Source organism: Marinibaculum pumilum (assembly GCF_042646425.1).
Classification (GTDB): Bacteria; Pseudomonadota; Alphaproteobacteria; order Ferrovibrionales; family Ferrovibrionaceae; genus Marinibaculum; species Marinibaculum pumilum.
In genome coordinates this window covers 193,626-218,273 of record NZ_JBHRTR010000034.1, presented here as the reverse complement: position 1 = coordinate 218,273, position 24,648 = coordinate 193,626, and the positions used below count along the sequence as shown (strand labels likewise).

The following is a 24,648-nucleotide window of genomic DNA, read 5'->3' as shown; positions in this document are numbered from 1 at the left end:
GGCGGCCGCGCAGCCCGGCCAGCGCCACCGGAAGGTTCAGCGCCGCCGCCGCGATCATGATCGCGAAGCCGGTCTGCGCCGCAGCCACCGCCGTGCCGCTGTCGGCGCCATGCGCCAGGAACAGCCCGCCCAGCAGGGCGACCGCAAAGATGCCGCCGCTCTGCCGCACCGTCTGGATCAGCCCGACGGTGGCGGCATGGCCGTCAGCCGGCGCGGCGCTGATCGCCGCGGTGCCCGCCGGCAGCAGCGACAGGCCGACCCCGATCCCCGACAGCAGCATCGCCGGCAGCTGCACCGCCAGGTCCATCCCCGGCAGGCTCCAGCCCCACCAGGCCAGCCCGGCCAGCGCCAGGACGGCGCCCGCCAGCTTCGGCCAGGCCGGGCCGATCCGGTCGTAGAGCCAGCCCGCCACCGGCACCATGCCCGCCCAGCCGCCGACGAAGGCCAGCATCACGAAGCCGGTCGTTCCGGGCGACAGGCCCATCAGCCGTTCGAAATAGATCGGTGCGAAGGTCAGGATGCCGATAGTGACGGTCTGCAGCAGCCACAGGGTGGGCATCTGCATCGCGAAGTCGCGCCGCCGCAGCAGGTGCAGCTGGACCAGCGGATCCGCGACCCCCCATTCGCGCCAGACCATCACCGCCAGGGACGCCAAGCCCAGCGCCACCGTGCCCAGGGTGGCCGGCGACAGCCAGCCCCAGTCCGCGCCGCGCTCCAGCCCCAGCACCAGCAGCGCCAGGCCCAGGATCAGCGGGATCGCGGTCCAGCGCAGCAGCGGCCCGCCCCCGCCCTCCGTGCGGACGGACCGCGACGCGGCCCGCGCCCGGGTCATCGCAATCGCGGCCGCGGCCAAGGGCAAGGCCACCAGGAAGATCATCCGCCACGACAGCTGCTCGGTCATCAGCCCGCCCAGCACGGGGCCCAGGATGAAGAAAACCTGTCCGGCGCCGATAAAGACGGAGATCGCGCGGCCGCGCATATCCGCCGGGACTGCCGCCACAACCGCCGCCATCGCGGCCGGCAGCATGACGGCACCGCCTGCGCCCTGGAGGGCGCGGAAGGCGATCAGCCAGGGCGCAGCCAGGCCCGGCAGGTCCGGGGTCAGGCCGCAGGCGAGCGAGGCGAGCGCGAAGACGGCGGCACCGGCCTGGAACACCCGCACCCGGTCCAGACGGTCCGCCAGCCGCCCGCCCAGTGCGGTCAGGGCGGTGACCGCCACGATATAGGCGTTGACCGCCCAGCCCGCGACGGCCGGGCCCAGGCCCAGCTCCGCCCGCAGGCTGGGCAGTGCGACGCCGAAGGCGGTCACGTCGAACAGCACCAGCGCCGACGCCGCGGTCAGCGCGATCACCAGCCACCAGTCGGCCGACTGCCGCCCGGCGGCGGCACGTGCTCCGTCCGGCATGCCCTTCTCCCTTTGCGGTGCGGTTCCGATGCCGGCCTAGCAGGCCGTCGCGCGCGCCGCCTGCTTTCGCCCGAGAGGCTCCGGCGGGAGCTTCGGCTGCCGGAGCAGGGCCTGGGACCCGTCGCGCTTCAGCATCTGCGGCAGGATGCTGGCCCCACCCGCCGCCGATCGTGCGGTCGCCGCCGGCACCACCCGCGCCAGCAGCGCAGGCAGGTGGCGGTCGTTGAAGTAGACGCCGCCGATGAACTGCATCCTGCGGACGCTCAGGCCGTCCGGCCCGCCGGTGGCGAGACGGGCCAGATGCGGCTCCACCCGGCGCTGCGCCAGATGGGGCACATCGCCGTCCAGCAGACCGTCGACCAGTGCCGACCAGTCCTCAGCGGCGGTGTCGCGCCCTGCCAGAGAGCCGGCCCCGGCCGTGGGGCGGCAGCGGCGGATCTCCCAGTCGCCGCGGTTCGCCTTCAGCTCCCGCGCCAGCGGAACGCCTTCCAAGGTCCGGGTGCCGCGGCCCAGCAAATAGCTGTCGGGCAGGTGCCGCTGGACCACCCGTCGCTGGGCCTGCGTCAGGCGCGCCCGGACCGCGGGCCGGGTCAGGGCGGCGAAGACCGCTTCATCCTCCGCCACCGTCATGGCGGCGAAGGTGTTGACCATCAGAAAGGCATTGTCGCGCACACCCCGCAGGTAGCTGGCGAACCTCACCTCCGCGCCGGGGGGCCAGCCTCCGCCAGGGCCCAGCATCGGCTGAAGGTCCAGCACGGCGGCGACCCGCGGCCCGCCCCGCGCCATCCGATAGCCGTCGTCGAAGACCAGGTCCTCGGCCCTTCCGATCGCGGCCGTCAGTCCTTCGCGCTCCAGCGCGGCAATCGCCTGCGCCACCTCGCACCTGTCCTGGGTCCGGTCCAGCAGCACCGCCACGCTGCCGTCACCCGGACGGGACCGGCGGATCAGGTCGGCAATACTGGATCCCAGGCCATGGCTTTCATGGCTGCAATCCTCGTGAATGCCCGCTGCCTGAAGGAAATCCGGCGCTGTCGCCATGAACCACCGGCGCAGCTCGCGCACCGCGCAGTAATTGGGCGCCCGTGCCGCCCTGGCGGAGAGGAACTGCGGATCCCCCTTCCTGTCGATGGTAAAGTCGTAGCGGCCGATGCCCTGCCAGTAGCGCCCCTGCCGGATCATCAGCGGGCGCAGGCCGTCATACCGTGCGAACAGGGCGGCAACCTCCGGTTCGCCATCGACGAACAGCTGGACGACGGTTTCGATCGCGGCGAAGACCTGGCGGGCCAGCCCGGCCAACCGCTCGCGCTGGAGGTCCGGCACCGCCATCGGCAGCGGCTGGACGTCACAGCCGGCCAACGGGCGGCTGAACGCGGCCGCTGCATGGCTGAGCGCGTCGCGATACCTCAGATAGTCTGCCGGCCGGCGCAGCGCGCGGTCCGCCGCCGCCTCGGTCTCCGCCAGCAGGATGCGCATGTCGCCCGGTCGCACCGTGGCGGACGGCATCTCCCTCGCCGCGATCTCCATGCCCGAAATCTCCAGTGAATGAGGGCCGGGCGGCACACCGCACCGGACATTGCCAAAGCAGTTATGTCGGCAGGGATAGCGCCGCGCAGGGACCCGGCCGGTGTCGAAGGCGCGCGCGAATGCGGCACAAGCGCGGCAGGTGCAGGCCTCCCTGCGATCGGAGCGCCGGGCTATCGCTGCGGCGCCGCGGGCCCCCGTTCCGGCGGTGCGCCGCGCAGGCCCAGCAGCGCCACCGGCAGGTTCACAGCGGTCGCCGTCAACAGGACAGCGAAGCCCAGCTGCGCAGCATCGAGTGCGGCGGCGGATGACCCTGCACCGCCCGCGGTGTCGAGGAACAGCCCGCCCAGCAGGGCGACGGCGATCATGCCGCCGCTCTGCCGCACCGTCTGGATCAGGCCGACCGCCGCGGCACGACCCTGCGGTGGCGCGGCGCCGATCGCCGCCGTGTTGGACGGCAGGATCGACAAACCGACCCCGACCCCCGCCAGCGCCATCGCCGGCAGCTGCGCGGCCGGGCCGAGATGCGGCAGGCTCCACCACCACCAGGCCATGCCGGCCAGGGCCAGGACGGCCCCGGCCAGCTTGGGCCGTGCGGGCCCGAGACGGTCGTGCAGCCAGCCCGCCATGGGCACCATGCCGGCCCAGCCCGCGACGAAGGCGAGCATCACCAACCCGGCGTCCGATGGCGACAGGCCGAGCATCTTCTGGAAGTAGATCGGCGCGAATGTCAGCACCCCGATGGTGACCGTCTGCAGCAGGCAAAGGGTCGCGAGGTGCAGCGAGAAGTGGCGCTGTCGCAGCAGGTGCAGCTGCACCATCGGGTCCGGTGCCCGCCATTCCTGCCGGACCGCCACTGCCAGCGCGGTGGTGCCGAAGCCGAACGCGGCGAGGCTCTGCCAGGACAGCCAGCCCCAGTCGCCGCCGCGCTCCAGCGCCAGCGCAATCAGGGCGAGGCCGGCGATCAGCGGCAATGCGGTCCAGCGCAGCAGCGGACCCTCGGCCGGGCGGGCGGCGGCGCCGGCAATCCGCCTGCCGCGCAGACGGGTCATCGCGATCGCCGCTGCCGACAGCGGCACGGCGACCAGGAATATCGCGCGCCAGGACAGTTCCTGGGTCAGCAGGCCGCCAGCGATCGGCCCGAGGATGAACAGCACCTGCCCGGCCCCGATATAGAGCGACACCGCACGGCCGCGGCGGTCCGCCGGGACGGCGGCGACCACCGCAGCCAGCGCCGCCGGCAGCATCAGCGCACCGCCAGCGCCCTGCAGCGCACGAAAGGCGATCAGCCAGGGCCCGGCGATCTCCGGCGCCGTCGGCGCCAGGCCGCAGGCGAGCGAGGCGATGGCGAACAGCGCCGCGCCGCACTGGAACACCGTCAGGCCGTTCAGCCGGTCGGCCAGCCGGCCGCCCAGCGCGGTCAGCGCGGTGACAGCGACGATATAGGCATTCACGACCCAAGAGGCGGTGCCTGCCGAAAGTCCCAGCCCTTCGCGAAGGCTGGGCAGCGCCACGCCGAAGGCGGTGACGTCGAACAGCGCCATGGCCGAGGCGGCGGTCATCGCCAGGACCAGCCACCAGTCGGCGGCAACGGCCGTCCGACCCGCGGCGGCAGAACCGGAGGCGGCAGCATCGGACATGGCGCGCTCTCCCTCTGAAGGCCGCGCGGCCGGGCGCCGCCACCTTCCGGCGACGGCGTCCCGCCTCCGCATACGGTGCTTTCTCCCGCTGCCGCTCAGGCAGCGACCGCCTCGGGCAGAACGGCCGGCATCCGCTGCAGCACCTGCGGCAGGACATAGGCCTTGCCGGAGTTGACATTCGCCACCTCACTGGGCGAAACCCGTGCCAGCAGGGCCGGGAAATGCCGGTTGGCGAAGTATATGCCGCCCAGCAGCCGCATTTCGCCCGGGATCACGGCATCGCCCTCGGCCACCGCCAGGGGCGCCATGTAGGCATCCACCCGCCGCTGCGCCAGATAGGGGACCCCGCCTGCCAGCAGGTCGTCGACAAGCGCCGCCCAGTCGGCGGCGGAGGCGTCGCGGCCGCTATGGACGCCGGAGCCCTGATAGTCGTTGCGCGGCTTCAGCACCCACTCGCCGCGGGCCGCCTTGATATCCGCGACCAGGCGGGCGCCGTCGACCGTCCGCACCTCCGGCGCCAGCAGGTAGGAATCGGGGGTATGGCCGGCCACCACCCGCCGCTGCGCGGCAGTCAGCCGGCGCTGCACGCCGGGCAGGCGCAGGGCAGCGAAGATGCCCTTGTCCTCCGCGACGGTCATGCAGGCGAAGTTGTTGATCATCAGGAAAGCGTTGTCCCGCACCCCCTGAAGGAAGGTCGCATAGCGGTCCTCGGCGCCGGGCGCCCAATGGTCCCGGGCGCCGAACAGCCGCAGCTTGTTGAAGGTGGCGACGATCGGCGGTCCGCCCGGGGTCAGGCGGTAGGCGCCGCCCTCGAACACCATGTCGGCGGCCTCGCCGACCACCACCTGCAGGCCGGCGGTCCGCAGCGCGGCGACAATCAGGCCGACCTCGCGGACCTTGTTATTCTCGTCGAGCAGGATCGCAACCACGCCGTCGGCGGCGGTGAAGTCGCGCACCATCTCCCGGATCGCCTGGCCGAAGGCGCGGCCGCGCGGGCCGCCGTCGTCGTGCATGCCCGGCACCTGAAGGAAGTCCGGCGCAGTGGCCAGGAAGTCCTGCCGCAGGCACTGCATCGACAGATAGCCGCTGGCCATCGCCGCATTGGTCTCGATGAACTGCGGCCGGCCCCGCCGGTCGACCATGAAGTCGTAGCGGCCGAAACCCTGCCAGGTGGCGCGCTGGCGGATCATCATCGGGCGCAGCGCATTGTAGCGCGCAAAGAAGCCGTCCAGCTCGGGATCGCCATCGACATAGGCCTGCACAACGCCGTCGATGGCATCGAACAGCGGGCGCGTCAGACCGGCCAGGCGCTGCCGGTGCAGGTCGGGAACCGCCAGCGGCAGGGGCTGGACGTCGCTGGCGGCCAGCAGGTCGCTTTCGCTGCGCACCTGGCGCAGGAGCGCCTCGCGATAGCGGGCAAAGGTCGCCGGCCGCGCCAGGGCGCGTTCGGCCGCAGCCTCGGTCTCTTTGAAGATGGCCCGGAAATCGTCGGGCTGTCCCTGGTGCATGATCATCGCCGTCAACTCCATGTGAGGCATTGCAACAGAGCCGATGTCGGGACTGTCGGTGGCGCAGGAGGCGAGGATGGATGTCGATGGGTGGCGCCAGTGTGGCGCAATCCGGGCGGACACCCGATCGGGTCAGCGGCGCGGCACCAGCCCGTGCAGCACCATCTCCACGAAGTCGCGGGCGATCTGTTCCGCCGGGCCGTCCTCGGGGTGGTACCATTCCACGGCCCAGTTCAGCGCGCCGACGATCATCATCCGCATGGCGGAGAGGTTCAGGTCGCCGCGGATCTCGCCTGCCTCGCGGGCGTCGCGCAGCAGTTGCCGCCACAGCTTGCCATAGGCGCGTTCGTTGGCGAGCTGCTGTTTCTGGATATCCTTCGGCACCTGGCCCAGCAGCTTGATGGTGGCGGAGGCATAGTCGCTCTGCTCCAGCACCGCGATCAGGTGGATCTCGATCGCGGCCGCCAGCCTGTTGCGATGGCTGGCCTCCGGCGGCAGGGCCGCCAGGGCGGCCTGCATCTGCGCCTGCACCACGGCAACGCCGGTGCCCATCACCTCCGCCACCAGCGCCTCGCGGGAACTGAAATGGTAATACAGGCTGCCCGCCTGCATGCCGGCGACCTTGGCGATGTCGGACAGGCGGGTGCCGGCATAGCCCTTGCGCCGCAGCACCAGGGCGGCGGCATCGAGGATCCGCCGCCGGGTCCGCTCCGACTTGCTGTCGCCGGGCGGACGCTCGGCCGCCGCTCCGGCCGCCCCTGCCAGCTCGTCAGAGCGCATAGCCGCCATCCACCATCAGGGTCTGTCCCGTCACATAGGCCGCCCGGGCCGAGGCCAGGAACACCGCGGCCTCCGCCACTTCTGCCGCGCTGCCCAGGCGGCGCAGCGCGATATTGTTCCGCGATGCCTCCAGGAAGCGATCGTCGAAGGCGCCGTCCGCCACCAGCGCATGGTACATGCCGTCGCTCAGGACGCCGACCCCGACGCAGTTCGCGCGCACGCCGTTCCGGCCCTCCTCCGCGGCGACCCCCTTCACAACCGCCTCCACCGCCGCCTTCGGGGCGGCTGAGAGGATGTCCTTCACCGCATAGCGCCGGATCGCCGGGGTGGCCATCGCCACCAGCGCGCCGCGGCTGGCCCGCAGATGCGGGATCGCCGCATGGATCAGGTTGTAGGCGGCGAAGGTGTCGGCCTGCATCGTCTCGGCGAACAGGGCGGGTTCCAGCCGGCTGATATGCCGCATGGTGATGAAGGGCCCGTGCGCGCTGACGACGGTGTGCAGGCCGTCGTGACGGGACGCCGCGCCGTCCACCGCCGCCCTTACGGCATCCGCATCGCGCAGGTCCAGCTGCACCGCCTCACCGTCCCCGCCGGCGGCGCGCACCGCCGCCAGGGTCCGTTCGGCCGCGTCGCGGTTGCGGTTGTAGCTGATCACCACCCGGCTGCCTTCCGCCGCAAGCCGGGCGGCGATGGCGGCGCCGATGCCGCCGCTGCCACCGCTGACGAATGCCGTGCCGCTATCGGGGAATGGCTTCATTCTGCCTCCTGTCCTGCGCCGCCAGCAGCGCGGCGATCCGCCGGGTCGCCACGTTCTCGCGCAGCAGCCTGTGCCCGGGTGTCAGCATGTCGCGGTCGATCGCCACCACAAGGTGGCGGTACATCAGGACCGCGACCTTCACCGCCGCGAACAGGCGGTACCAGGTCAGGTCCTGCAGCCGCCGGCCGCTCGCGGTCTCATACAGCGACACGATCCCTTCCTCGTCGGGAAAGCCTGCCGGCGCAACGATGCCGGCGCCCGCGGTCCGCAGCCGGTGCATCTCCAGCAGCCAGGCGACATCCATTTCCGCCGGGCCGATCGCGGCCATCTCCCAGTCCAGCAGGGCCGCGACGTGAAAGTCGGCGACCAGGACATTGGCCGGCCGCGCATCGCCCCACAGCAGCCGGTCCGGCCCCGGCGCCCTCGGGCGGGCTGCGCGGACCGCCGCCAGGCCGGCGTCGATCTCCGGCTGCGGCGCGGCGCTCCAGGCATACAGCCCTTCCAGCCAGTCCAGCTGCGCGTCCAGCGACGATCTCCCGGCCGGCGGCGCCAGCACCGACAGGCCCTCACCGCGCCAGTCGCAACGATGTACCGCGGCGAGGCAGTCGACGAAATCCGCCCAGAAGCGTCCCTGCGCCGCCAACGGTGCCTCGGCCAGCCAGCCGGCTTCCGCATAGCCCGGCTTGCTGTCGGAGGGCACCTGCCCGGCGACGAAATCCATGGCGAAGAACGGCCGGCCCAGGACCCGTCCCTCCGGATCGTGGCCCAGCAGGCGCGGCACCGGCGGCCTGTCGCAGCGGCCCAGCGCCGCCAGCACGGCGACCTCGCGGCCCAGGTCGTAGGTCGGGAACATCGACAGGCGCGAAGGTACCGTCCGGAGCACCGGCCGTCGTTCGCCGACCCGCAGGATGGCCGTCTCGTTCGACCAGCCGCCGGCCGGCACCTCGACCGCGATCGCGGCCGGATCGGCGACCGCGACGCCTGCCTCCTGCCGCAGCCAGCAGGCCAGGCGTGCCGTCGCGCCTTTGCCACCCAGCAGATCGGGCTTGCTCAGCAGGTCGGTCATGGCCGGCCCATCAGGCGATCTTCGGCTCCTGCCAGAGGCCGCGCGCCTCCCGCGAATTCCAGATCTCGACGATCCTGCCGTCGCGGACGCGGAAGATCTCGATGCCGCTCAGCTGGTAGGATTTGCCGCTGGTCTGCGTGCTCCAGCCGTTCCAGGCCACCGCCACCTTGTCGCCCTCGGCCACCGTGACCGAGGATTCGAAGCGCAGGACGGGGCACAGCGCGAGCAATCCCTCCAGCCGTTCGATCGTTTCCGCCAGGGTCAGGCATTTCACCTCCCCGGGCGCGTGCCGCCAGGTCGGATCGGCGATCAGTTCCGGGATCAGATCCAGGCGCCGCTGATTGTAGAGGATGTCCAGGTAGGTGCGGACGACCTCGCTCGGCGAGCGCCCGGCCCCGCCCTCTTCTGCCGACACCGCCATTCAGGCGGTCCGCCGCATCGGACCGGCAGGCGCGGCATAGCGCACCCCCAGATCGCCACCGACATCATGTGCCTTCAGCGCCGGCAGGACCTTCCGCGCCACCAGGTCGAAATTGGCCCGTGCCACAGCCGCCGGCATGCCGCCATAGACCGGCAGCAGCAGCAGCCCGCCGACATCCAGGAACGAAGCCCGGTCGATCAGGCGTGCCGTCACCTCTTCCGGCGTGCCCCAGACCTGCAGGTCCGCCAGGAAGCCGTTGAACTTCTCCAGCCCGTGCTTGGCGATGTTGCGCGACAGCCCGCCGTAATACTCGTAGCCCTCGATCTCGGCGAACTTCGCATTGTCGAACTCGTAGTTCACCACGGTGGAGCGGGCATAGGCCTGCAGGTAGGTCTCGCGCATCCGCTGCGCCTCGGCTGCGTCTTCGTGGCAGGCGACGAACATCGCCAGGATCGGCTTCGGCGCCTCCTCCCCGTTCACCTCGCGATAAGTGTCGCGATAGCCGTCCAGGTCCGCCTTGACCGTGTCCCAGGGCTTCTGCGCGATCACCATCAGGCCGATCCCCAGCCGCGCCATCAGGGTGACGGAGTCCGGCGAGATTGCGGAGGCGTAGGTCCGGCCGCGGAAGCTGGCATAGGGCGCGGGCCGGATCGGCATCCGCGGCTGCTTGTAGAAGGCGCCGTCATATTCCATGACGCCGCTTTCCAGCCCCGCCACGATCGCCTCGGTATATTCGGTGAAGCGGCGCCGGCTCTCGCCCATCTCGGCGCGGAAGCCGTCGAACTCCAGCCGGCCCAGGCCGCGGCCGATGCCCAGGATCGCCCGGCCTTCCGACAGCTGGTCCAGCAGCGCGAAATTCTCCGCCACCCGCATCGGGTCGTGCCAGGGCAGCACGGTGACCATACTGCCCAGCCGGATGCGGCTCGTCCGGCCGGCCACCCAGGACAGGAACTGGGTGACGTTCGGCGTCATCATGTAGTCGGTGAAGTGATGCTCCGGCGTCCAGATGGAATCGTAGCCCAGCGGTTCCGCCTCGGCGGCGAGCTGCAGTTCCTCGCGATAGACGTCGGTGTCGCTGCGCCCCGCGATCAGGTTCTGGAATGTGAGTCCCAGGCCGACATGCATGCCTTGTCCCTCCCCGAGGCGGGCCTGCCATGCGCCCGCTTTATTTTCTACAGACTATTAGATTTCAAAGCGACCGGCAACGCAGCAAGCGATACTTCCAGACCATTCCTGCGTCGCATTGACACTAAAATCGAACGAAGATTATAAAAATGCAAACGCCGGCAAAACGGCGAAGCCGAGGGAGGCGCTCCATGTCCCAGTCCGAAGGAAGTGCAGACACCGTCGCAGCCGCACCACGACCGAGCCTGGCGGAACGACGAAAGCTGCTCGCCGCGCGGCACCCGCGCTGGCAGCAGGAGACCCTGGACCGCAGCATCGCCCGCACGGCGGCGGCGTTCCCGGACCGCGCCTACGTCATCGGCGACGACGCGACCCTGAGCTATGCGGAGGTGCAGGCACAGGCGGAGGCCTATGCGAAGGGCCTGCGCGCGCGGGGTGTCGGCCAGGGCGACCGGGTCGCGCTGGTGATGGCGAACTATCCCGCCTTCGTGCCGCTGGCACTGGCGGTCTGGCGCCTCGGCGCGGCGCTGATCCCGGTGAACTACGCCTTCCGGGCCAAAGAACTCGGCTATGTCCTGGAACAGTCGCACTGCAAGGTGCTGATCACCATGGCCGCGTTCCGGGGCCTGGACTACCTGGCCATGCTGGACGAACTGGCGCCCGGCTGGGAACGCGATGCCCATGCCCGCTTCCCCGGCCTGGACGCGGTGATCCGCTTCGGCGGCGACCGGGCCGGGGTCGCGACGGTGGACGAGCTGCTGGCGGAGGGCCGGGCGGATGCGGCGCCGCTGGCGGAGAATCCCGCCGGGCCCGACGATCCGGCTGTGGTGATGTACACCTCCGGCACCACCGGCCTGCCGAAAGGCGTGCTGCAAAGCCACGACAACCTGCTGCGCTGCAGCTACGCCTCCGCCCTGCACCGCGGCTTCGAGGATGGCAGGCGGGTGATCTTCGCGCTGCCGCTCTACCACGCCTTCGGCCTGGTGATGGGCGTCCTGTCGGTGATCTGGGTCGGCGGCGCCGTCGTGCCGCAACTCGCCTTCGACCCGCTGGAGACCCTGAAGGCGGTCGAGCGCCACCGGGTGCATGACGCGATGTTCGTGCCGACCATGGCGATGGCGGTGATCGAGCATCCGGAGGTCGGGCGCTACGACCTCTCCTCCCTCTATGCCTGCCTGTCCGGCGCCGCCGCGACACCGGCCTGGGTCTGGCGGCGCATGGCCGAGGGGCTGGGCCTGACCGAGCTGATCACCGGCTACGGCATGACGGAGCTGTCCGCCGCCACCTGCCTGACGGATCCGGACGGCCCGCTCGACTTCATGGAGCAGGTCGTCGGCCGGGTGGTCGATGGCGGCGTCGCCGGCATCGCCGAACTGGGCGGCCTGGTCGCAGAGTACCGAACCTGCGACCCCTTTACCGGCGCGCTGCTGCCCGACGGCGAGGAGGGCGAGCTGATCTGCCGCAGCCCGCTGGCCACCAGCGGCTATTTCGCGCTGCCGGAGCGCACCGCGGAACTGTTCCTGGCCGACGGCTGGCTGCGCTCCGGCGATCTGGGCCGGGTGCGCGCCGACGGCTTCGTGCAGGTCACCGGCCGGTCGAAGGAGCTCTACAAGACCGGCGGCGAGCTGGTGGCGCCGAAGGAGGTGGAGGAGGTGCTGCTCGCCCACGAAGGGGTCGCCCAGGCCTATGTGATCGGCCTGCCGGACGACCGCTGGGGCGAGATCGGCGCCGCCTGGATCGTGCCGTCGGGCAAGAGGCCGGTCAGCGAGGCGGACCTGATCGAATGGAGCCAGGCGCGGCTGGCGAAGTTCAAATGGCCCCGCCACGTGCTGTTCACGACCGCCGAGGAATTGCCGAAGACGCCCACCGGCAAGGTGCAGAAGTTCGAGCTGATCCGCCAGGCGCAGGCGCGGCTCGGCCGCGACGCGGCGTAGCGGGCGCCGAAGCTCGGGAAACCGGGAGGGCCGGCGATGCGGAATGACCGGCCCCCAGAAGAAGCGGAAGCAGGAGGAGACCGGCCTGGGAGGCATCGGGTTCTTGGAACATTGCATGCTGAAGGACTGTGTCGTGAAGGACATGTTGATAAAAGACCCGGCTGCCGTGACCGGAAGCGCGGAGGCCCGGCGATGAAGGGCTGGCTGGTGCGGGAGAAGGGCCATCCCTCGACGGCACTCGCGCTGGAAGACGGCCTGCCGTCACCCGAACCGGGCCCGGGCGAGGCGCTGGTGCGGGTCCGCGCCGGCACGGTCAATTTCGCCGACATCCTGCTCTGCCAGGGGATCTACCAGGACCGGCCGCCCCTGCCCTTCACCCCCGGGCTGGAGACAGCCGGCGTGGTCGAGGCGGTCGGCCCCGGCGTCACGCTGGCGATCGGCGACCATGCCGCGGGCATGTCGGCGCTGCCGGCCGGCGGCTATGCGGAACTGGCGCTGATCCGGGCCAATTCCGCTCTGGTCTTTCCGCCGGAGATCCCCTTCCCGCAGGTCACCCTGCTCTACACCACCTACCAGACGGCCCATGTCGGCCTGCATCATTCCGGGCGGCTCGCCGCCGGCGACTGGCTGCTGGTGCTGGGCGGCGCCGGCGGCGTCGGCTCCGCGGCGATCCAGCTGGGGCGCGCGGCCGGGGCGAAGGTGATCGCCACCGCCGGGTCGCCGGAAAAGATCGCATTCTGCCGCCAGATGGGCGCGGACGTGGTGATCGACCATCGCAACGAGGATCTTGCCGCACGTCTGGCCGAGATCACGGACGGTCATGGCGTCGACGTCGCCTTCGACCCCGTCGGCGGTGCCGCCGCGGACATCGTCCGCCGGCGCATGGCCTGGGAGGGCCGCTACCTGGTGATCGGCTTCGCCGACGGCGAGATCCCCAGCTTTCCGGCGAACCACATCCTGGTGAAGAACTATTCGGTGATCGGCGTGCACTGGTCGCAATACTCCCGGCACATGCCCGAGGTCATTGCCGACGCGCACAAGGATCTGCTGCGGCTCTATGCCGAAGGCGCGATCCGCCCGGCGCTCAACCGGACCCTCGGCCTGGCGGAGATCCCCGACGCGCTCGCCGCGCTGGAGGACCGAAAGGTGGCGGGGCGCCTGGTGCTGGTGCCGTAGCCCCAAGTGGCAGGCGGCGGGCGGCGAGCGTCCACAAACAATAACCGGGGCGCCCGCCCCCGCAGAGCGAGACAGAGGGAGGTCGGCGATGCGCCACGAGCGACAGGTGGAACTGCTGAAACGGCTGCAGGGCTTCGACCGGCGCCAGCCTGGGCCGGTGGCGCCGGCCAGCATGCGCAACCCGGCCGCCGCCTATACCGACCCGGCCCGCTACGAGCGCGAGCGCGAGCGGCTGTTCCGCCGTCGGCCGGTGCTGGTCTGCCTGAGCGGCGACCTGGCCGCGCCGGGCGACTATGTCACCGCCGAGCCGGGCGGCGTGCCGATCGTCGTGCTGCGCGCCCGGGACGGGGCCTTGCGCGGCTTCGTCAATGCCTGCCGGCACCGCGCCGCGCCGCTGCTGGCCGGACGGGGCGCCGGCATGCAGACGATCCAGTGCGGCTATCACGCCTGGACCTACGACCAGGACGGCGCGCTGATTGCCCGGCCGGGCACCGGCACCGCCTTCGACGACGTGCCGATGCGCGACTGCAGCCTGCACCGGGTGGCGGTGGCGGAGGCCTACGGCATGGTCTTCGCCCGCCTGGTCGGCGAGGACGCGATCGACGTCGACGACGCCCTGCAGGGCGCGCAGACGGAGCTGTCGGACTACGGCCTGGGCGGCTACAGCCATTTCGAGACCCGCAGCCATGTCTGGAACTGCAACTGGAAACTGATCCTCGACACCTTTACCGAGGCCTATCACATCCCCTGGCTGCACAAGGACACGATCGCCCCGGACTTCGTCTTCCGGCACATGATCAACGACCGGTTCGGGCTGAACCCGCGCACCATCGGCCTGCGCAAGACCGTCTATGCGGAGTTCGACAAGCCGGCGGAAGCGGACTGGACCCTGCTGCCGCATGCCACGATCCAGTATTTCATCCTGCCCAACGCGCTGCTGGTGCATCAGCTGGACCATGTCCAGATGTGGCGGGTGGAACCGCTGTCGGTCGACCGCACCCGGGTGCATACCAGCCTCTACGCCCCCACCCCGCCGGAGACGGAGAAGGCCCGCAACCGATGGAGCCGCAGCCTGGACATCCTGCTCAACGTGACCGGGACGGAGGATTTCCCGACCATGGAGCGGATCCATGCCAATCTCGCCTCCGGCCTGGTGCCGGAGGTGGTCTATGGCGCCATGGAAACGGGCCTGATCGACCTGCACCAGTGCATCGACCGGCTGCTGGCCGAGGACTGACGGCAGCAGAGCCGGGATCGGACCGGACATGGACCTCGGACTGACGGGCGCGCGGGTCGCGGTGACCGGCGGCGCCTCGCATATCGGGCGGGCGATCGTGCTGGCCCTGGCGGCCGAGGGCGCCGGTCTCGCCATCCTCGACAGGGACGCGGCGCAGGCCGAACGCACGGCGGCCGAGGCGATGGACCGTGGCGCTGCCATGGCCGCGGTCATTCCCGCCGACCTTGCCGACCATGCGGCCGCCGCGACCGCCTGCGCCACCGCGCTGGAGCGGCTGGGCGGGATCGACGTCCTGGTGGCCAATGTCGGTTGGAACCGCCCGGCCTTCTTCCTGGACACGCCGCCGGAAGACTGGGACCAGCTGCTGCACGTGAACCTGACAGCCTGCATGTCGGCCGTGCGCGCGGTGCTGCCGGAAATGGTCGATCAGGGCCATGGCGCGATCATCGCCACCGCCTCCACCGCCGCCTTCGGCGAACCGCGGCAGGGTGTCTATGCCGCCGCCAAGGCCGGCGTCGTCGCCTTCATCCGGACGATCGCGCAGGAATATGGCCGCCACGGCGTCCGCGCCAACCTGGTGGCACCGGGCCTGACATTGCCCGAGGAGCCGGACACGATGGGCGCCAACTCCCTGTGGCAGGACCGGGCGGCGATCATGAACGACGCGCAGGTCGACTATGTCGCCCGCAAGACCCCGCTGCGCCGGCTGACAAAGGCGGAGGATATCGCCAATGCGGTGCTGTTCCTCGCCTCCGACCGCGCCGCCCGTCAGGTCACCGGGCAGCTGATCACCGTCTCCGGCGGTTTCGCCATGCGCTAGGCGCTGCGGCCGGCCGGGTCAGTACGGCGGGGCCTGCCGTTCGCGCTGCGCCTTTGCGGCCTCGGTCCACCAGGCCAGGTCGTCGGCGAACCGCTCGAACGCCCGCTCCAGGGCCGCCCCGGCATCCCCGGTCGGCGCGCCCTCTTTGTCCAGAGTCTTCGCGATCGGGCCGACGGCAAGGGTCGAGGAGATCACCGCCAAGCCCATTTCCGACAGGATGCCGTGCCAGACGGTGGCAGACCGCACGCCGGACAGGCGGCCGGCGGAATAGCTGGCGATGGCGGCAGGCCGCCAGAACCATTCCTCCAGGTAGTGGTCGGTCAGGTTCTTCAGGCCCGGCTGCGGGCCCCAGTTGTATTCGCCGGTGACGAAGACGAAGGCATCGGCGCCGCGGATCTTCGCGGCCAGCCGCTCCATCGCCGCCGGCGCCTCGCCGGCCGCGTATTCCTTGTACATACGGTCGAGCATCGGCAGGTCGACGGCCTTCGCGTCGACCAGTTCCGCCGCCGCGCCGCGGGCCGCCATCCCCTTCACGATGAAGTCCGCCAGCCGGATCCCCATCCGGTCGCGGCGGTAGGAGCCGTAGAAGACCAGGATGCTGTCGCTCATTGTCGCCGCTCCGTTGCGTCGGATGCCCGCCTGCCGGGCCGTTCCATCATGCCCCAGACCGCGCCCAGGCAGGCCAGCACCAGCAGGCCGGTCAGCAGGAAGACCGGCGGGAAGCTGCCGGTCGCCGCCAGGATCGAGGTACAGAGCGCCAGGCCCAGGGTGCCGCCCATCATCTGCACCGTCAGGTTGACCCCGCTGGCCTGCCCCTGATGGTCCGGCGGCACCGCGCTCATCAGCGCCCGCCGGCTTGGCACCGCGATCACCGGCAGCACGGCGCCCCAGAGCAGCAGCGCGGCAACGATCAGCGGCAGGCTGTCCAGCGCGGTGGCCAGGCCGACCAGCAGCAGCGCGACGCCGTTCGCGGCCAGACCGATCGTCGCCGGCAGGCGCGATCCCAGCCGGTCGGCGGCGCGGCCGGCCAGCAGCGAGGTGACCAGGCTGGGCAGCACCGCGGCCAGGATCGGCAGGCCGGCATCGACCGGCGACAGGCCCAGCACCTGCTGCAGGTAGAGCGGCACGAAGATGAAGACGGTGATCTTGTCGAACTGGAACATGAAGAAGACGATCACGCCGCCGGCGAAGGTCGGGATCCGCAGCAGGTCGACATGCAGCAGCGGCTGCCGGCGGCGCACCTCGAGCCAGAGGAAGGCCGCCAGGCTTGCCGCGCCGGCAGCGAGAAGCAGCAATACGGGCAGGGAGCCCCAGCCCCAGGATCCGCTTTCCATCAAGCCGAGGGTCAGTGCGGTGAGGCCCGCCAGCAGCAAGGCCAGGCCCGGCCAGTCGATTCGCGGGCCGGCCCCCTGCCCTCCGCCGCCGGCAGGCTTCGGACCGGTCGCTGCGACCAGCGGCCAGGCGACCAGGAAGGCCGCCAGGATCGCCGCCAGCAGCGGCAGGTTCAGCCAGAAGATCCAGCGCCAGGACAGATGCTCCGCCAGCGCCCCGCCCAGCAGCGGGCCGGAGGCCATGAACAGCCCGCCGACGGTGGTCTGCAGGCCCAGCGCGGCGCCGCGCCGGTCCGGCGGGAAGATCGCGGTCAGGACGGCGAAGCCGGCCGGGAACAGGATCGCCGCGCCGCAGCCCTGCAGCGCCCGCGCGGCGATCAGCATGGTGCCGTCCGCCGCGAGCGCCGCCGCCAGCGAGCCGCCGGCGAACAGGGCCAGCCCGGCCAGGAAGGACGGGCCGCGGCCGACCAGGTCCGCCACCCGTCCCGCCAGGGCGACGAAGCAGGTAAAGGTCAACAGGTAGGCATTGACGACCCAGTGCGCGGCGGTCGGGGTGAAGCCCAGCTCCGCCTGGATCCGCGGCAGGGCGACGCCGACTACCGTCTCGTCCAGGACCACGAGACCCAGCACCAGGCTCATCGCGGCGAGGGCCCAGCGGGCCTGTCCCACCGGGTCGCTCACACCACCCGCCCCGTCCCTGACTTCATCACACCGACCTCCCCGGCAACAGGATCCCATGTCGTGCGGTGGATCGCGGGCAGCAGAGTAGCCGGGGATATCCCGGCCGGACCATGAACGGCCGCGGCGCTACCACAGGCGGCGGCGCGCGAAGGTCTGGCCGGAGCCCGACTTCAGATAGCGTTCAAATGCCAGGGCCTTTTCTTGCGTGTCAAAGGCCAGATAGGTAACGAGCCGCCATGGACGGTACTTCGCCGTATGCGGCGACCGCCCTGCGTTGTGGGAATCCATGCGCCGCTTAAGGTCGGCTGTTTGGCCGACATAGCTTTGATCCGGATGGCTCACGCTTCGGAGTAGATAGACATAGTGCATCCGCTGCCCGTCCAAGGTGACCCTGACGAACAGTGTTGCCACGGCAGCCCCCCTTCGCCAAGGCTTCGGGCGGCACTCCTTCGCCCCCAGAGGCAGCCTCTCTGGCCGGTTCCGGGTGGCCTGCCACCCGAAGCCCGGAGGGCGAAACCCATCCGAGAGTGATTTTGCGGCAGCCCCCCTTCGCCAAGGCTTCGGGCGGCACTCCTTCGCCCAAGGTCCGGTTCCGGGTGGCCTGCCACCCGAAGCCCGGAGGGCGAAGGGTGGTGGGCCCGGCAGGGCTCGAACCTGCAACCAGACCGTTATGAGCGGCCGGCTCTAACCAATTGAGCTACAGGCCCGCAATGGCCGGCGCTGGGCGCGCCGGCGCGGGAGGGAAGCGGCGAGGATAGCGCAGCGGGGTCAGTTGTCGAGGAAGGAGCGCAGCTTCCGCGAGCGGCTGGGATGCTTCAGCTTGCGCAGCGCCTTCGCCTCGATCTGGCGGATGCGCTCGCGGGTGACGGAGAACTGCTGGCCGACCTCCTCCAGGGTGTGATCGGTGTTCATGCCGATGCCGAAGCGCATCCGCAGCACCCGCTCCTCGCGCGGGGTCAGGGTCGCCAGCACCCGGGTCGTCGTCTCCCGCAGGTTGGAGTTGATCGCGGCGTCCAGCGGCAGGACGGCGTTCTTGTCCTCGATGAAGTCGCCCAGATGGCTGTCTTCCTCGTCGCCGATCGGCGTCTCCAGGCTGATCGGCTCCTTGGCGATCTTCATCACCTTGCGCACCTTCTCCAGCGGCATGCCGAGCTTCGCGGCAAGCTCCTCCGGGGTCGGCTCGCGGCCGATCTCGTGCAGCATCTGGCGGCCGGTGCGGACCAGCTTGTTGATCGTCTCGATCATATGCACCGGGATGCGGATGGTGCGCGCCTGGTCGGCGATCGAGCGGGTGATCGCCTGCCGGATCCACCAGGTGGCGTAGGTGGAGAACTTGTAGCCGCGGCGATACTCGAACTTATCCACCGCCTTCATCAGGCCGATATTGCCCTCCTGGATCAGGTCCAGGAACTGCAGGCCGCGGTTGGTGTATTTCTTCGCGATGGAGATCACCAGGCGGAGGTTGGCCTCCACCATCTCCTTCTTGGCGACGGCGGCTTCCTTCTCGCCCTCCTTCACCAGCTGGCAGATCCGCTTGAACTCGGTGATCGGCTGGCCGACCTCGGTGGCGACCGCACCGATCCGCTCGCGGATCAGCAGCGCCTCGTCGCGGCCGTCGGCGGAGAACTTCGCCCAGCCCTTCGCCTTCGACTGGCCCATCCGTTCCAGCCAGTCCGGCGACAGTTCCTGGCCCAGATAGTTCTTCAGGAAGTCGTCGCGCTCGACCTTGTGCTTCTCCGCCAGCCGCAGGAGCTGGCCTTCATGGCCCAGCAGCTCCTTGTGGACGGCGTAGAGATCCTCCATCAGCCCCTCGATCCGGGCATTGTTGAGGAGGATGCCGGTCATCAGCTGGCGCTGCTCGCCCTGCAGCTTCTGATAGCGCTTGTCGGCGCTCATGCTGACAGCCTCGCCCGCCATGGCGGCATTCAGACGGGCATCCTGGGCGCGGCGCATCTTCTTGTTCTGCTTGGCCAGCTCGTCGAGGATATCCAGGACCCGCGGCTTCAGCTGGGCTTCCATGGCGGCGAGCGACAGGTTGTTCTCGTAATCGTCGTCGTCGCTGTCGCTGTCGTCGTCGCTTTCCTCTTCCTCGCCCCGCGCTGCGGCACCGTTGCCGCCGGACGCGGCGGTGCCGCCGGCGGCGCCGTTGCCGCCCGCGCCGGTGCTGCCGGCGCCGTTGCCACCCGAAGCGCCGGCGCTGCTGTCGCTGTCGCCGCTGTCATCGGCGTTCAACACCGCCATCGTGGCTTCCAGGTCGATGAAGTCGCGCAGCAGCATGCGGCCGTCGACCAGCGCGTCGCGCCATTCCAGGATCGCCTTGATGGTCAGCGGGCTTTCGCATATCGCGCCGATCATCTTCTCGCGGCCGGCCTCGATCCGCTTCGCGATGGCGATCTCGCCCTCGCGGGACAGCAGCTCCACCGAGCCCATCTCCCGCAGGTACATGCGGACCGGATCGTCCGTGCGGTCGAGTTCCGGCGCGGCCTGGGTGGTGGTCGCGGCCTGCTCGGTCTCCGCCTGCTCGCCCTGGCTGTCGTCGGACTGCTCTTCCTGCTCGTCCGCCTCGACCACGGTGATGCCCATCTCCGACAGGAGGGTCATCGTGTCCTCGATCTGCTCGGAGGACATCTGGTCGGGGGGCAGGACCGCATTCAGTTCGTCATAGGTGACGAAGCCGCGCTCCTTGGCGCGGGCCAGCATCTTCTTGACCGCAGCCTGCGAGGCGTCGATCAGCGGTCCGTCGGCATTCTCTTCGGACTTGTCGCTGCTTTCGACGGCTTCGGCTGTCTCTTGCTTGGCCATGCGGACCGACCCTTCCTCATTTGTCACCCGCCGGGGCGCTGACTGCCCGGCCGACCCGGTCGTACTCGGCGACCCGGTCCGATCTGTTACCCGGCTGCCGCCGGTCGGCGCATCCGGGGGATGCGCTCCTGGCGCGCCGCTACCGGCAAGGCAGACATCCTGGCCGGCATGCCGGCGGTACCGCCATCGATGCCTTCATCGGCCGGCGGCCGGCCCCTGCCTTCCCCGCACGGGACGCCCAGGCGTCTATGATCTTTGCCTACAATATGTGTCATCCCCCCGGCGGACACATGCAGCACGGTCCCGGCCGGCTGTCTTCAGCTGGCAACGTGCCGGTTTCCGATCGCGTCACGACCCGGCGCCAGCCGGCCGCCGCAGCGCGGCGACCTGTTCGGGCACGGCCCGCGCCGCCGAGCGCGACGACAGGCGCGCCAGAATCTCCTGCCAGTCCCTCTCGACATCGTGCCTTTCAGCATCGCTCGAGACTCCCGGTCCCCAGATCTTCATCTCGTCGAGTCGGCAGAGAACGGCGTTGTGACCTGCTGCGCTCAGGTGGGCGCGCAGCGCCCCAGAGTCAAGCACCGCATCAGGCGCCGCCTGCCGGCTTGTCGCATCTATGAGGGCTGACTTCAAGCTGTCAAGTTCCCTGTCGCTGAACTCCGCGGCCGCCAGCCGCTCGAGGTCGCGCAGGACAAGCTCCGGATGCGCCAGGCCGAGCGCCAGCAACCGTGCCTCCGGCCGGGCCCGATTCGCCGCGGCCATCGGGATCTGCGGCAGGCCGACACCGCCGCGGCCTGCCGGCAGCCCTGCCCCCTTGCCGCCGCGGCGACCGCCACCGCGCTGGCTGCGTCGCGCCGCCCGCTCCTCGCGGATCCGTTCCCAGATCGCGTCGCGCAGGCTGCGCTGCAGCACCTGGTCGCCGATCCGGCCGACCATCGACAGCGCCGCCTCGTCGCGCCGGGCCGCATCCTCGGGCGTCTGGGGCGGATGCTCGCTGCAGGTCAGCCGCCAGATCATCTCGCTGCTGCCCAGGGCGCGGTCCAGCAGCCGCTCCATCGCCTCCCGCCCTTCGGCCGCGATCAGGTCGTCGGGATCCTGTCCTTCCGGCAGCGCCACGAAGCCCAGGGTGCGCTGTGGCGTCATCAGCGGCAGCGCGCGCTCCAGCGCACGGGCGGCAGCGCGCTCGCCGGCCGCATCGCCGTCGAAACAGAGCAGCGGGTTCGGCGCGGAGCGCCACAGGAGCTGCATCTGCTCCTCGGTCAGGGCGGTGCCCAGCGGCGCCACCGCTTCCGGGAAGCCGGCCTGGGCCAGGGCAATGACATCCATATAGCCTTCGACCACGATCACCCGACCGCCCTCGCCCGCCGCCTGGCGGGCATTGGCGAAGTTGTAGAGGGTGGCGCCCTTGTGAAAGAGCGACGTCTCCGGCGAGTTCAGGTACTTGGCCCGTGCCTCCCCCAGCGCCCGGCCGCCGAACGCGATCGGCCGGCCGCGCCGGTCGCCGATCGGGAAGATCAGCCGGTTGCGGAAGCGGTCGTAGGGGGCGCTGCCATCCTCCGGCCGGATCAGCAGCCCCGCCTCCACCAGCAGCGATTCCGGCAGGTCGCGGGCGATCAGCGCGTCCCGCAGGGCGGTGCGGCTGTCGGGCGCCAGGCCCAGGCGGAACCGCGCCGCCGTCTCCGGGGTCACGCCGCGGCGCTCCAGATAGGCACGCGCCGCGGTACCGCCGCCACCCTGCAGCTGGGCGGTGAACCAGCTGGCAGCCGCCTCCACCGCCTCCTGCAGGCCGGCCCGCTTCCGCTCCGCCCGGGCGGCGCCCGGGTCGGGTGTCGGCATGCGCAGCCCCGCCTCGGCGGCCAGCCGCTCGACCGCCTCGGGGAAGGACAGGTTCTCCGTCGCCATCACGAAGTCGACCGCGCTGCCATGCGCGCCGCAGCCGAAGCAGTGGTAGAAGCCCTTCTGCTCGTTGACTGTGAAGGATGGCGACTTCTCGGTATGGAAGGGGCAGAGGCCGGTATGCTCGCGGCCACGCTTCACCAGGCGCACCCGGCGGCCGATCAGGTCGGGCAGGGAAACCCGGTCCTTCAGGGTCTGCAGAAACGCCGCGTCGATCATGGCGGGCAGGCCTCGGCTGCGCGCCCGGCCAGGGCGGGAACACCCGGTCGGGGCGGCGGGGGAACGCTACGGCGGTGGCACCGGCCTCGCGGAAACCGGATCAGGTCATGATGCCCGCGCGGACAGCGGCGGCCAAGCGCGCCGGCCCGCTAGGTCAGCAGGCCCTTCACGACGCAGGCAGCCCGGCCGAAATCCATGCGGCCGGCATAGCGTTCCTTCATCGCGGACATCATCCGGCCCATATCCTTGATGCCGTTGGCGCCAAGCTCGTTCATGACCGACTCGGAGGCCTCCCGGATCTCAGCCTCGCTCATCGGCTCCGGCAGGAAGGCGCGCACGATCGCCATCTCCTCCTGCTCACGCTCGACGAGGTCGATCCGGCCGGCCTCCTCGTACATCCTGATCGAGTCCTGACGCTGACGGACCATCTTCTGAAGCATCGCCTGGATCTCCTCCTCGGAGATCGCCGGCTTGCCCTCGCCGCGCGCGGCGATGTCCCGGTCCTTCAGGGCTGCCAGGATCAGCCTGAGCGTGTCCACCTTGCACGACTGCTTGGCGCGCATCGCGTCCTTAAGCGCGTCACGGAGGCTTTCACGAAGCATTCTGTCACCTTCTCCAGTGCCAAAGCGGCCGGCCGTATAGCGGACCTTCGCAGGCCCGGCAATGCGCACGATTGCACATTTCTGTCGCGGTTCCGACGCAATAAATCTAAGCCTTTGATTCCCCGGACCGTTCACCGTCATGCGGCTTGACGGCCGGTTGCCTTTTGCTATGGTCCCGGCCGTTTCGGCCGCCGGGCCGACTGTATCCGTTCACCTTCGCAGCGCAGGTTCGTCGCCGATTGCCGCCGGTCGGCCGCAGTCCGATGACACGCGCCGCGCCCGGACGGCGCCCCGATCCGGCAGGCCCAGTCTTCATAACCCGGTCTTCACAACCGGTGCGCCCCGCGCCATTGCCGGCCGCATCGCGACACGATGACCGGCCGCCGGCGCGAGCGCGCCGGCCCGACCCGTCCGGGTCGACGGCCACAGCCAAGCGGGAACGGTGCTGCCGCGGCATCGGGACGGCCTGCGCTCCGGCCGGGACCGGGCGCCGCCACGCCAAACGCCACAGGAACCATCAGATGCCAGTCCAGCCCACCGCCACCAAGACCAGGGAACCGGATGGCATCCTGGTCCTTGCCGATGGCACGGTCTTTCGCGGCTACGGCGTCGGCGCCGAGGGCGAAGCCGTCGGCGAGATCGTCTTCAACACCGCCATGACCGGCTATCAGGAGATCCTCACGGACCCCTCCTATGCGGGACAGATCATCACCTTCACCTTCCCGCATATCGGCAATGTGGGGACGAACGAAGAGGATATCGAGACCGCCACCCCGGCGGCGCGCGGCCTTGTGATCCGCGCCGACATCACCGAGCCGGCGAACTACCGCGCCAGCCGCCATCTGGATGCCTGGCTGCGAAGCTACAACCTGGTCGGCATCAGCGGCCTGGACACCCGCGCCCTGACCCGGCGGATCCGCGACGCCGGCGCACCCAACGGCGTCATCGCCCATCGCGCCGACGGCGCCTTCGACGTCGAGGCGCTGCGCCGCAAGGCGGCGGACTGGCCGGGCCTGGTCGGCATGGACCTGGCGAAGGAGGTCACCTGCCGGCAGTCCTATGGCTGGGAGGAAGGCGTCTGGCGCCCCGGCCAGCCGAACGGACAGGGCTATGGCGGCCGCCCGCAGACGGATGCGCCCGCCTTCCGGGTCGTCGCCATGGATTTCGGCATCAAGCGCAACATCCTGCGCAACCTGACCAACCTGAACTGCGCGGTGACGGTGGTGCCGGCCGATGCCTCGGCGGAGGATATCCTGCGCCACGAGCCGGACGGGGTGTTCCTGTCCAACGGCCCGGGCGATCCGGAGGCCACCGGGGCCTACGCCATCCCCACCCTGAAGGCGCTGCTGGACAAGCCCGACCTGCCGCTGTTCGGCATCTGCCTGGGCCACCAGATGCTGGCGCTCGCGCTGGGCGCCCGGACGGCCAAGATGCATCACGGCCATCACGGCGCGAACCATCCGGTGAAGGACCTGCTCACCGGCCGGGTGGAAATCACCAGCCAGAACCACGGCTTCGTGGTGGACGAGAAGAGCCTGCCGGCGGGGATCGTGCCCAGCCATGTCTCGCTGTTCGACGGCAGCAACGAGGGGCTGCGGGTGGAGGGCCGGCCGGTCTTCTCCGTGCAGTACCACCCCGAAGCATCCCCGGGTCCGCGGGACAGCCACTACCTGTTCGAGCGTTTCGTCGACGCGATGAGCGAAAGAAAGAAGAAGGGCGGAGCCTGA

The 24,648-nt window shown here is 70.5% G+C and carries 20 protein-coding genes and 1 tRNA gene; 5 read left to right on the top strand and 16 right to left on the bottom strand.

What is annotated here, in order from left to right:
- From ACFOGJ_RS20880 to ACFOGJ_RS20840, 9 genes are all read right to left on the bottom strand, one after another.
- Positions 1-1,405, bottom strand: a 1,405-nt coding sequence (locus ACFOGJ_RS20880) for an MFS transporter (RefSeq protein WP_379904181.1), incomplete at its 3' end; no start/stop codon positions are given.
- A gap of 36 nt (positions 1,406-1,441) precedes the next feature.
- Positions 1,442-2,929 carry a hypothetical protein gene (locus ACFOGJ_RS20875; protein ID WP_379904180.1) on the bottom strand — a complete coding sequence of 496 codons (1,488 nt, stop codon included), beginning with the start codon at positions 2,927-2,929 and terminating at the stop codon, positions 1,442-1,444.
- A 170-nt stretch (positions 2,930-3,099) separates the two neighbouring features.
- The gene (locus tag ACFOGJ_RS20870; RefSeq protein ID WP_379904178.1) at positions 3,100-4,566 is read right to left on the bottom strand and encodes an MFS transporter; all 1,467 of its coding nucleotides are present in this window, start codon (positions 4,564-4,566) and stop codon (positions 3,100-3,102) included.
- A 95-nt stretch (positions 4,567-4,661) separates the two neighbouring features.
- Positions 4,662-6,080, bottom strand: coding sequence for a hypothetical protein (locus tag ACFOGJ_RS20865; RefSeq protein ID WP_379904176.1), 1,419 nt, complete (start codon positions 6,078-6,080; stop codon positions 4,662-4,664).
- Between the two features lie 126 nt (positions 6,081-6,206).
- Positions 6,207-6,854, bottom strand: a complete 648-nt coding sequence (locus tag ACFOGJ_RS20860) for a TetR family transcriptional regulator (protein WP_379904174.1) — start codon at positions 6,852-6,854, stop codon at positions 6,207-6,209.
- Positions 6,844-7,611 (bottom strand): SDR family NAD(P)-dependent oxidoreductase, encoded by a 768-nt coding sequence (locus ACFOGJ_RS20855; RefSeq protein ID WP_379904172.1) that lies wholly within the window; start codon positions 7,609-7,611, stop codon positions 6,844-6,846. The genes ACFOGJ_RS20860 and ACFOGJ_RS20855 overlap by 11 nt, the downstream gene beginning before the upstream one ends.
- Positions 7,592-8,677: a phosphotransferase family protein gene (locus ACFOGJ_RS20850; protein WP_379904170.1), complete on the bottom strand. Its 1,086-nt coding sequence runs from the start codon at positions 8,675-8,677 to the stop codon at positions 7,592-7,594. Before ACFOGJ_RS20850 ends, ACFOGJ_RS20855 begins: the two co-directional genes overlap by 20 nt.
- Before the next feature lie 10 nt (positions 8,678-8,687).
- Complete coding sequence (locus ACFOGJ_RS20845) at positions 8,688-9,098, bottom strand: ester cyclase (protein ID WP_379904168.1); 411 nt, start codon at positions 9,096-9,098, stop codon at positions 8,688-8,690.
- Complete coding sequence (locus tag ACFOGJ_RS20840; protein WP_379904166.1) at positions 9,099-10,223, bottom strand: LLM class flavin-dependent oxidoreductase; 1,125 nt, start codon at positions 10,221-10,223, stop codon at positions 9,099-9,101. It lies immediately after the preceding gene.
- Positions 10,224-10,414: 191 nt separating this feature from the next.
- On the opposite strand from ACFOGJ_RS20840, the gene ACFOGJ_RS20835 reads away from it, so the two are divergent.
- The 4 genes from ACFOGJ_RS20835 (at position 10,415) to ACFOGJ_RS20820 (ending at position 15,390) form a co-directional block, all read left to right on the top strand.
- The gene (locus ACFOGJ_RS20835) at positions 10,415-12,157 is read left to right on the top strand and encodes a class I adenylate-forming enzyme family protein (protein WP_379904164.1); all 1,743 of its coding nucleotides are present in this window, start codon (positions 10,415-10,417) and stop codon (positions 12,155-12,157) included.
- Between the two features lie 192 nt (positions 12,158-12,349).
- Complete coding sequence (locus ACFOGJ_RS20830; protein WP_379904162.1) at positions 12,350-13,333, top strand: NADPH:quinone oxidoreductase family protein; 984 nt, start codon at positions 12,350-12,352, stop codon at positions 13,331-13,333.
- 88 nt (positions 13,334-13,421) lie between these two features.
- Positions 13,422-14,570, top strand: a complete 1,149-nt coding sequence (locus ACFOGJ_RS20825) for an aromatic ring-hydroxylating oxygenase subunit alpha (RefSeq protein WP_379904160.1) — start codon at positions 13,422-13,424, stop codon at positions 14,568-14,570.
- Between the two features lie 28 nt (positions 14,571-14,598).
- Complete coding sequence (locus tag ACFOGJ_RS20820) at positions 14,599-15,390, top strand: SDR family NAD(P)-dependent oxidoreductase (protein WP_379904158.1); 792 nt, start codon at positions 14,599-14,601, stop codon at positions 15,388-15,390.
- An 18-nt stretch (positions 15,391-15,408) separates the two neighbouring features.
- Here ACFOGJ_RS20820 and ACFOGJ_RS20815 read toward each other — a convergent pair whose 3' ends face one another.
- The 7 genes from ACFOGJ_RS20815 to ACFOGJ_RS20785 all read right to left on the bottom strand — a co-directional run bounded on the left by ACFOGJ_RS20815 (position 15,409) and on the right by ACFOGJ_RS20785 (position 22,990).
- The gene (locus ACFOGJ_RS20815; RefSeq protein WP_379904156.1) at positions 15,409-15,999 is read right to left on the bottom strand and encodes an NADPH-dependent FMN reductase; all 591 of its coding nucleotides are present in this window, start codon (positions 15,997-15,999) and stop codon (positions 15,409-15,411) included.
- Positions 15,996-17,402: an MFS transporter gene (locus ACFOGJ_RS20810; RefSeq protein ID WP_379904154.1), complete on the bottom strand. Its 1,407-nt coding sequence runs from the start codon at positions 17,400-17,402 to the stop codon at positions 15,996-15,998. The genes ACFOGJ_RS20815 and ACFOGJ_RS20810 overlap by 4 nt, the downstream gene beginning before the upstream one ends.
- A gap of 126 nt (positions 17,403-17,528) precedes the next feature.
- Positions 17,529-17,813 carry a GIY-YIG nuclease family protein gene (locus ACFOGJ_RS20805; RefSeq protein WP_379904152.1) on the bottom strand — a complete coding sequence of 95 codons (285 nt, stop codon included), beginning with the start codon at positions 17,811-17,813 and terminating at the stop codon, positions 17,529-17,531.
- Between the two features lie 219 nt (positions 17,814-18,032).
- Positions 18,033-18,109 (bottom strand) — tRNA-Ile (locus ACFOGJ_RS20800).
- A gap of 61 nt (positions 18,110-18,170) precedes the next feature.
- Entirely contained in the window at positions 18,171-20,204 is a 2,034-nt protein-coding gene (gene rpoD / locus ACFOGJ_RS20795; RefSeq protein ID WP_379904151.1) for an RNA polymerase sigma factor RpoD, read from the bottom strand.
- Positions 20,205-20,552: 348 nt separating this feature from the next.
- Entirely contained in the window at positions 20,553-22,319 is a 1,767-nt protein-coding gene (dnaG, locus tag ACFOGJ_RS20790; protein ID WP_379904149.1) for a DNA primase, read from the bottom strand.
- 149 nt (positions 22,320-22,468) lie between these two features.
- Positions 22,469-22,990, bottom strand: coding sequence for a GatB/YqeY domain-containing protein (locus tag ACFOGJ_RS20785; RefSeq protein WP_379904147.1), 522 nt, complete (start codon positions 22,988-22,990; stop codon positions 22,469-22,471).
- A gap of 452 nt (positions 22,991-23,442) precedes the next feature.
- On the opposite strand from ACFOGJ_RS20785, the gene carA reads away from it, so the two are divergent.
- Positions 23,443-24,648: a glutamine-hydrolyzing carbamoyl-phosphate synthase small subunit gene (carA, locus tag ACFOGJ_RS20780; RefSeq protein WP_379904145.1), complete on the top strand. Its 1,206-nt coding sequence runs from the start codon at positions 23,443-23,445 to the stop codon at positions 24,646-24,648.

Excerpts from the sequence above, each read along its gene's own strand:
- ACFOGJ_RS20875 (WP_379904180.1), bottom strand. The coding sequence starts at position 2,929 with ATGGAGATCGCGGCGAGGGAGATGCCGTCCGCCACGGTGCGACCGGGC.
- ACFOGJ_RS20870 (WP_379904178.1), bottom strand. The coding sequence starts at position 4,566 with ATGTCCGATGCTGCCGCCTCCGGTTCTGCCGCCGCGGGTCGGACGGCC.
- ACFOGJ_RS20865 (WP_379904176.1), bottom strand. The coding sequence starts at position 6,080 with ATGATCATGCACCAGGGACAGCCCGACGATTTCCGGGCCATCTTCAAA.
- ACFOGJ_RS20860 (WP_379904174.1), bottom strand. The coding sequence starts at position 6,854 with ATGCGCTCTGACGAGCTGGCAGGGGCGGCCGGAGCGGCGGCCGAGCGT.
- ACFOGJ_RS20855 (WP_379904172.1), bottom strand. The coding sequence starts at position 7,611 with ATGAAGCCATTCCCCGATAGCGGCACGGCATTCGTCAGCGGTGGCAGC.
- ACFOGJ_RS20850 (WP_379904170.1), bottom strand. The coding sequence starts at position 8,677 with ATGACCGACCTGCTGAGCAAGCCCGATCTGCTGGGTGGCAAAGGCGCG.
- ACFOGJ_RS20845 (WP_379904168.1), bottom strand. The coding sequence starts at position 9,098 with ATGGCGGTGTCGGCAGAAGAGGGCGGGGCCGGGCGCTCGCCGAGCGAG.
- ACFOGJ_RS20840 (WP_379904166.1), bottom strand. The coding sequence starts at position 10,223 with ATGCATGTCGGCCTGGGACTCACATTCCAGAACCTGATCGCGGGGCGC.
- ACFOGJ_RS20835 (WP_379904164.1), top strand. The coding sequence starts at position 10,415 with ATGTCCCAGTCCGAAGGAAGTGCAGACACCGTCGCAGCCGCACCACGA.
- ACFOGJ_RS20830 (WP_379904162.1), top strand. The coding sequence starts at position 12,350 with ATGAAGGGCTGGCTGGTGCGGGAGAAGGGCCATCCCTCGACGGCACTC.
- ACFOGJ_RS20825 (WP_379904160.1), top strand. The coding sequence starts at position 13,422 with ATGCGCCACGAGCGACAGGTGGAACTGCTGAAACGGCTGCAGGGCTTC.
- ACFOGJ_RS20820 (WP_379904158.1), top strand. The coding sequence starts at position 14,599 with ATGGACCTCGGACTGACGGGCGCGCGGGTCGCGGTGACCGGCGGCGCC.
- ACFOGJ_RS20815 (WP_379904156.1), bottom strand. The coding sequence starts at position 15,999 with ATGAGCGACAGCATCCTGGTCTTCTACGGCTCCTACCGCCGCGACCGG.
- rpoD (WP_379904151.1), bottom strand. The coding sequence starts at position 20,204 with ATGGCCAAGCAAGAGACAGCCGAAGCCGTCGAAAGCAGCGACAAGTCC.
- dnaG (WP_379904149.1), bottom strand. The coding sequence starts at position 22,319 with ATGATCGACGCGGCGTTTCTGCAGACCCTGAAGGACCGGGTTTCCCTG.
- carA (WP_379904145.1), top strand. The coding sequence starts at position 23,443 with ATGCCAGTCCAGCCCACCGCCACCAAGACCAGGGAACCGGATGGCATC.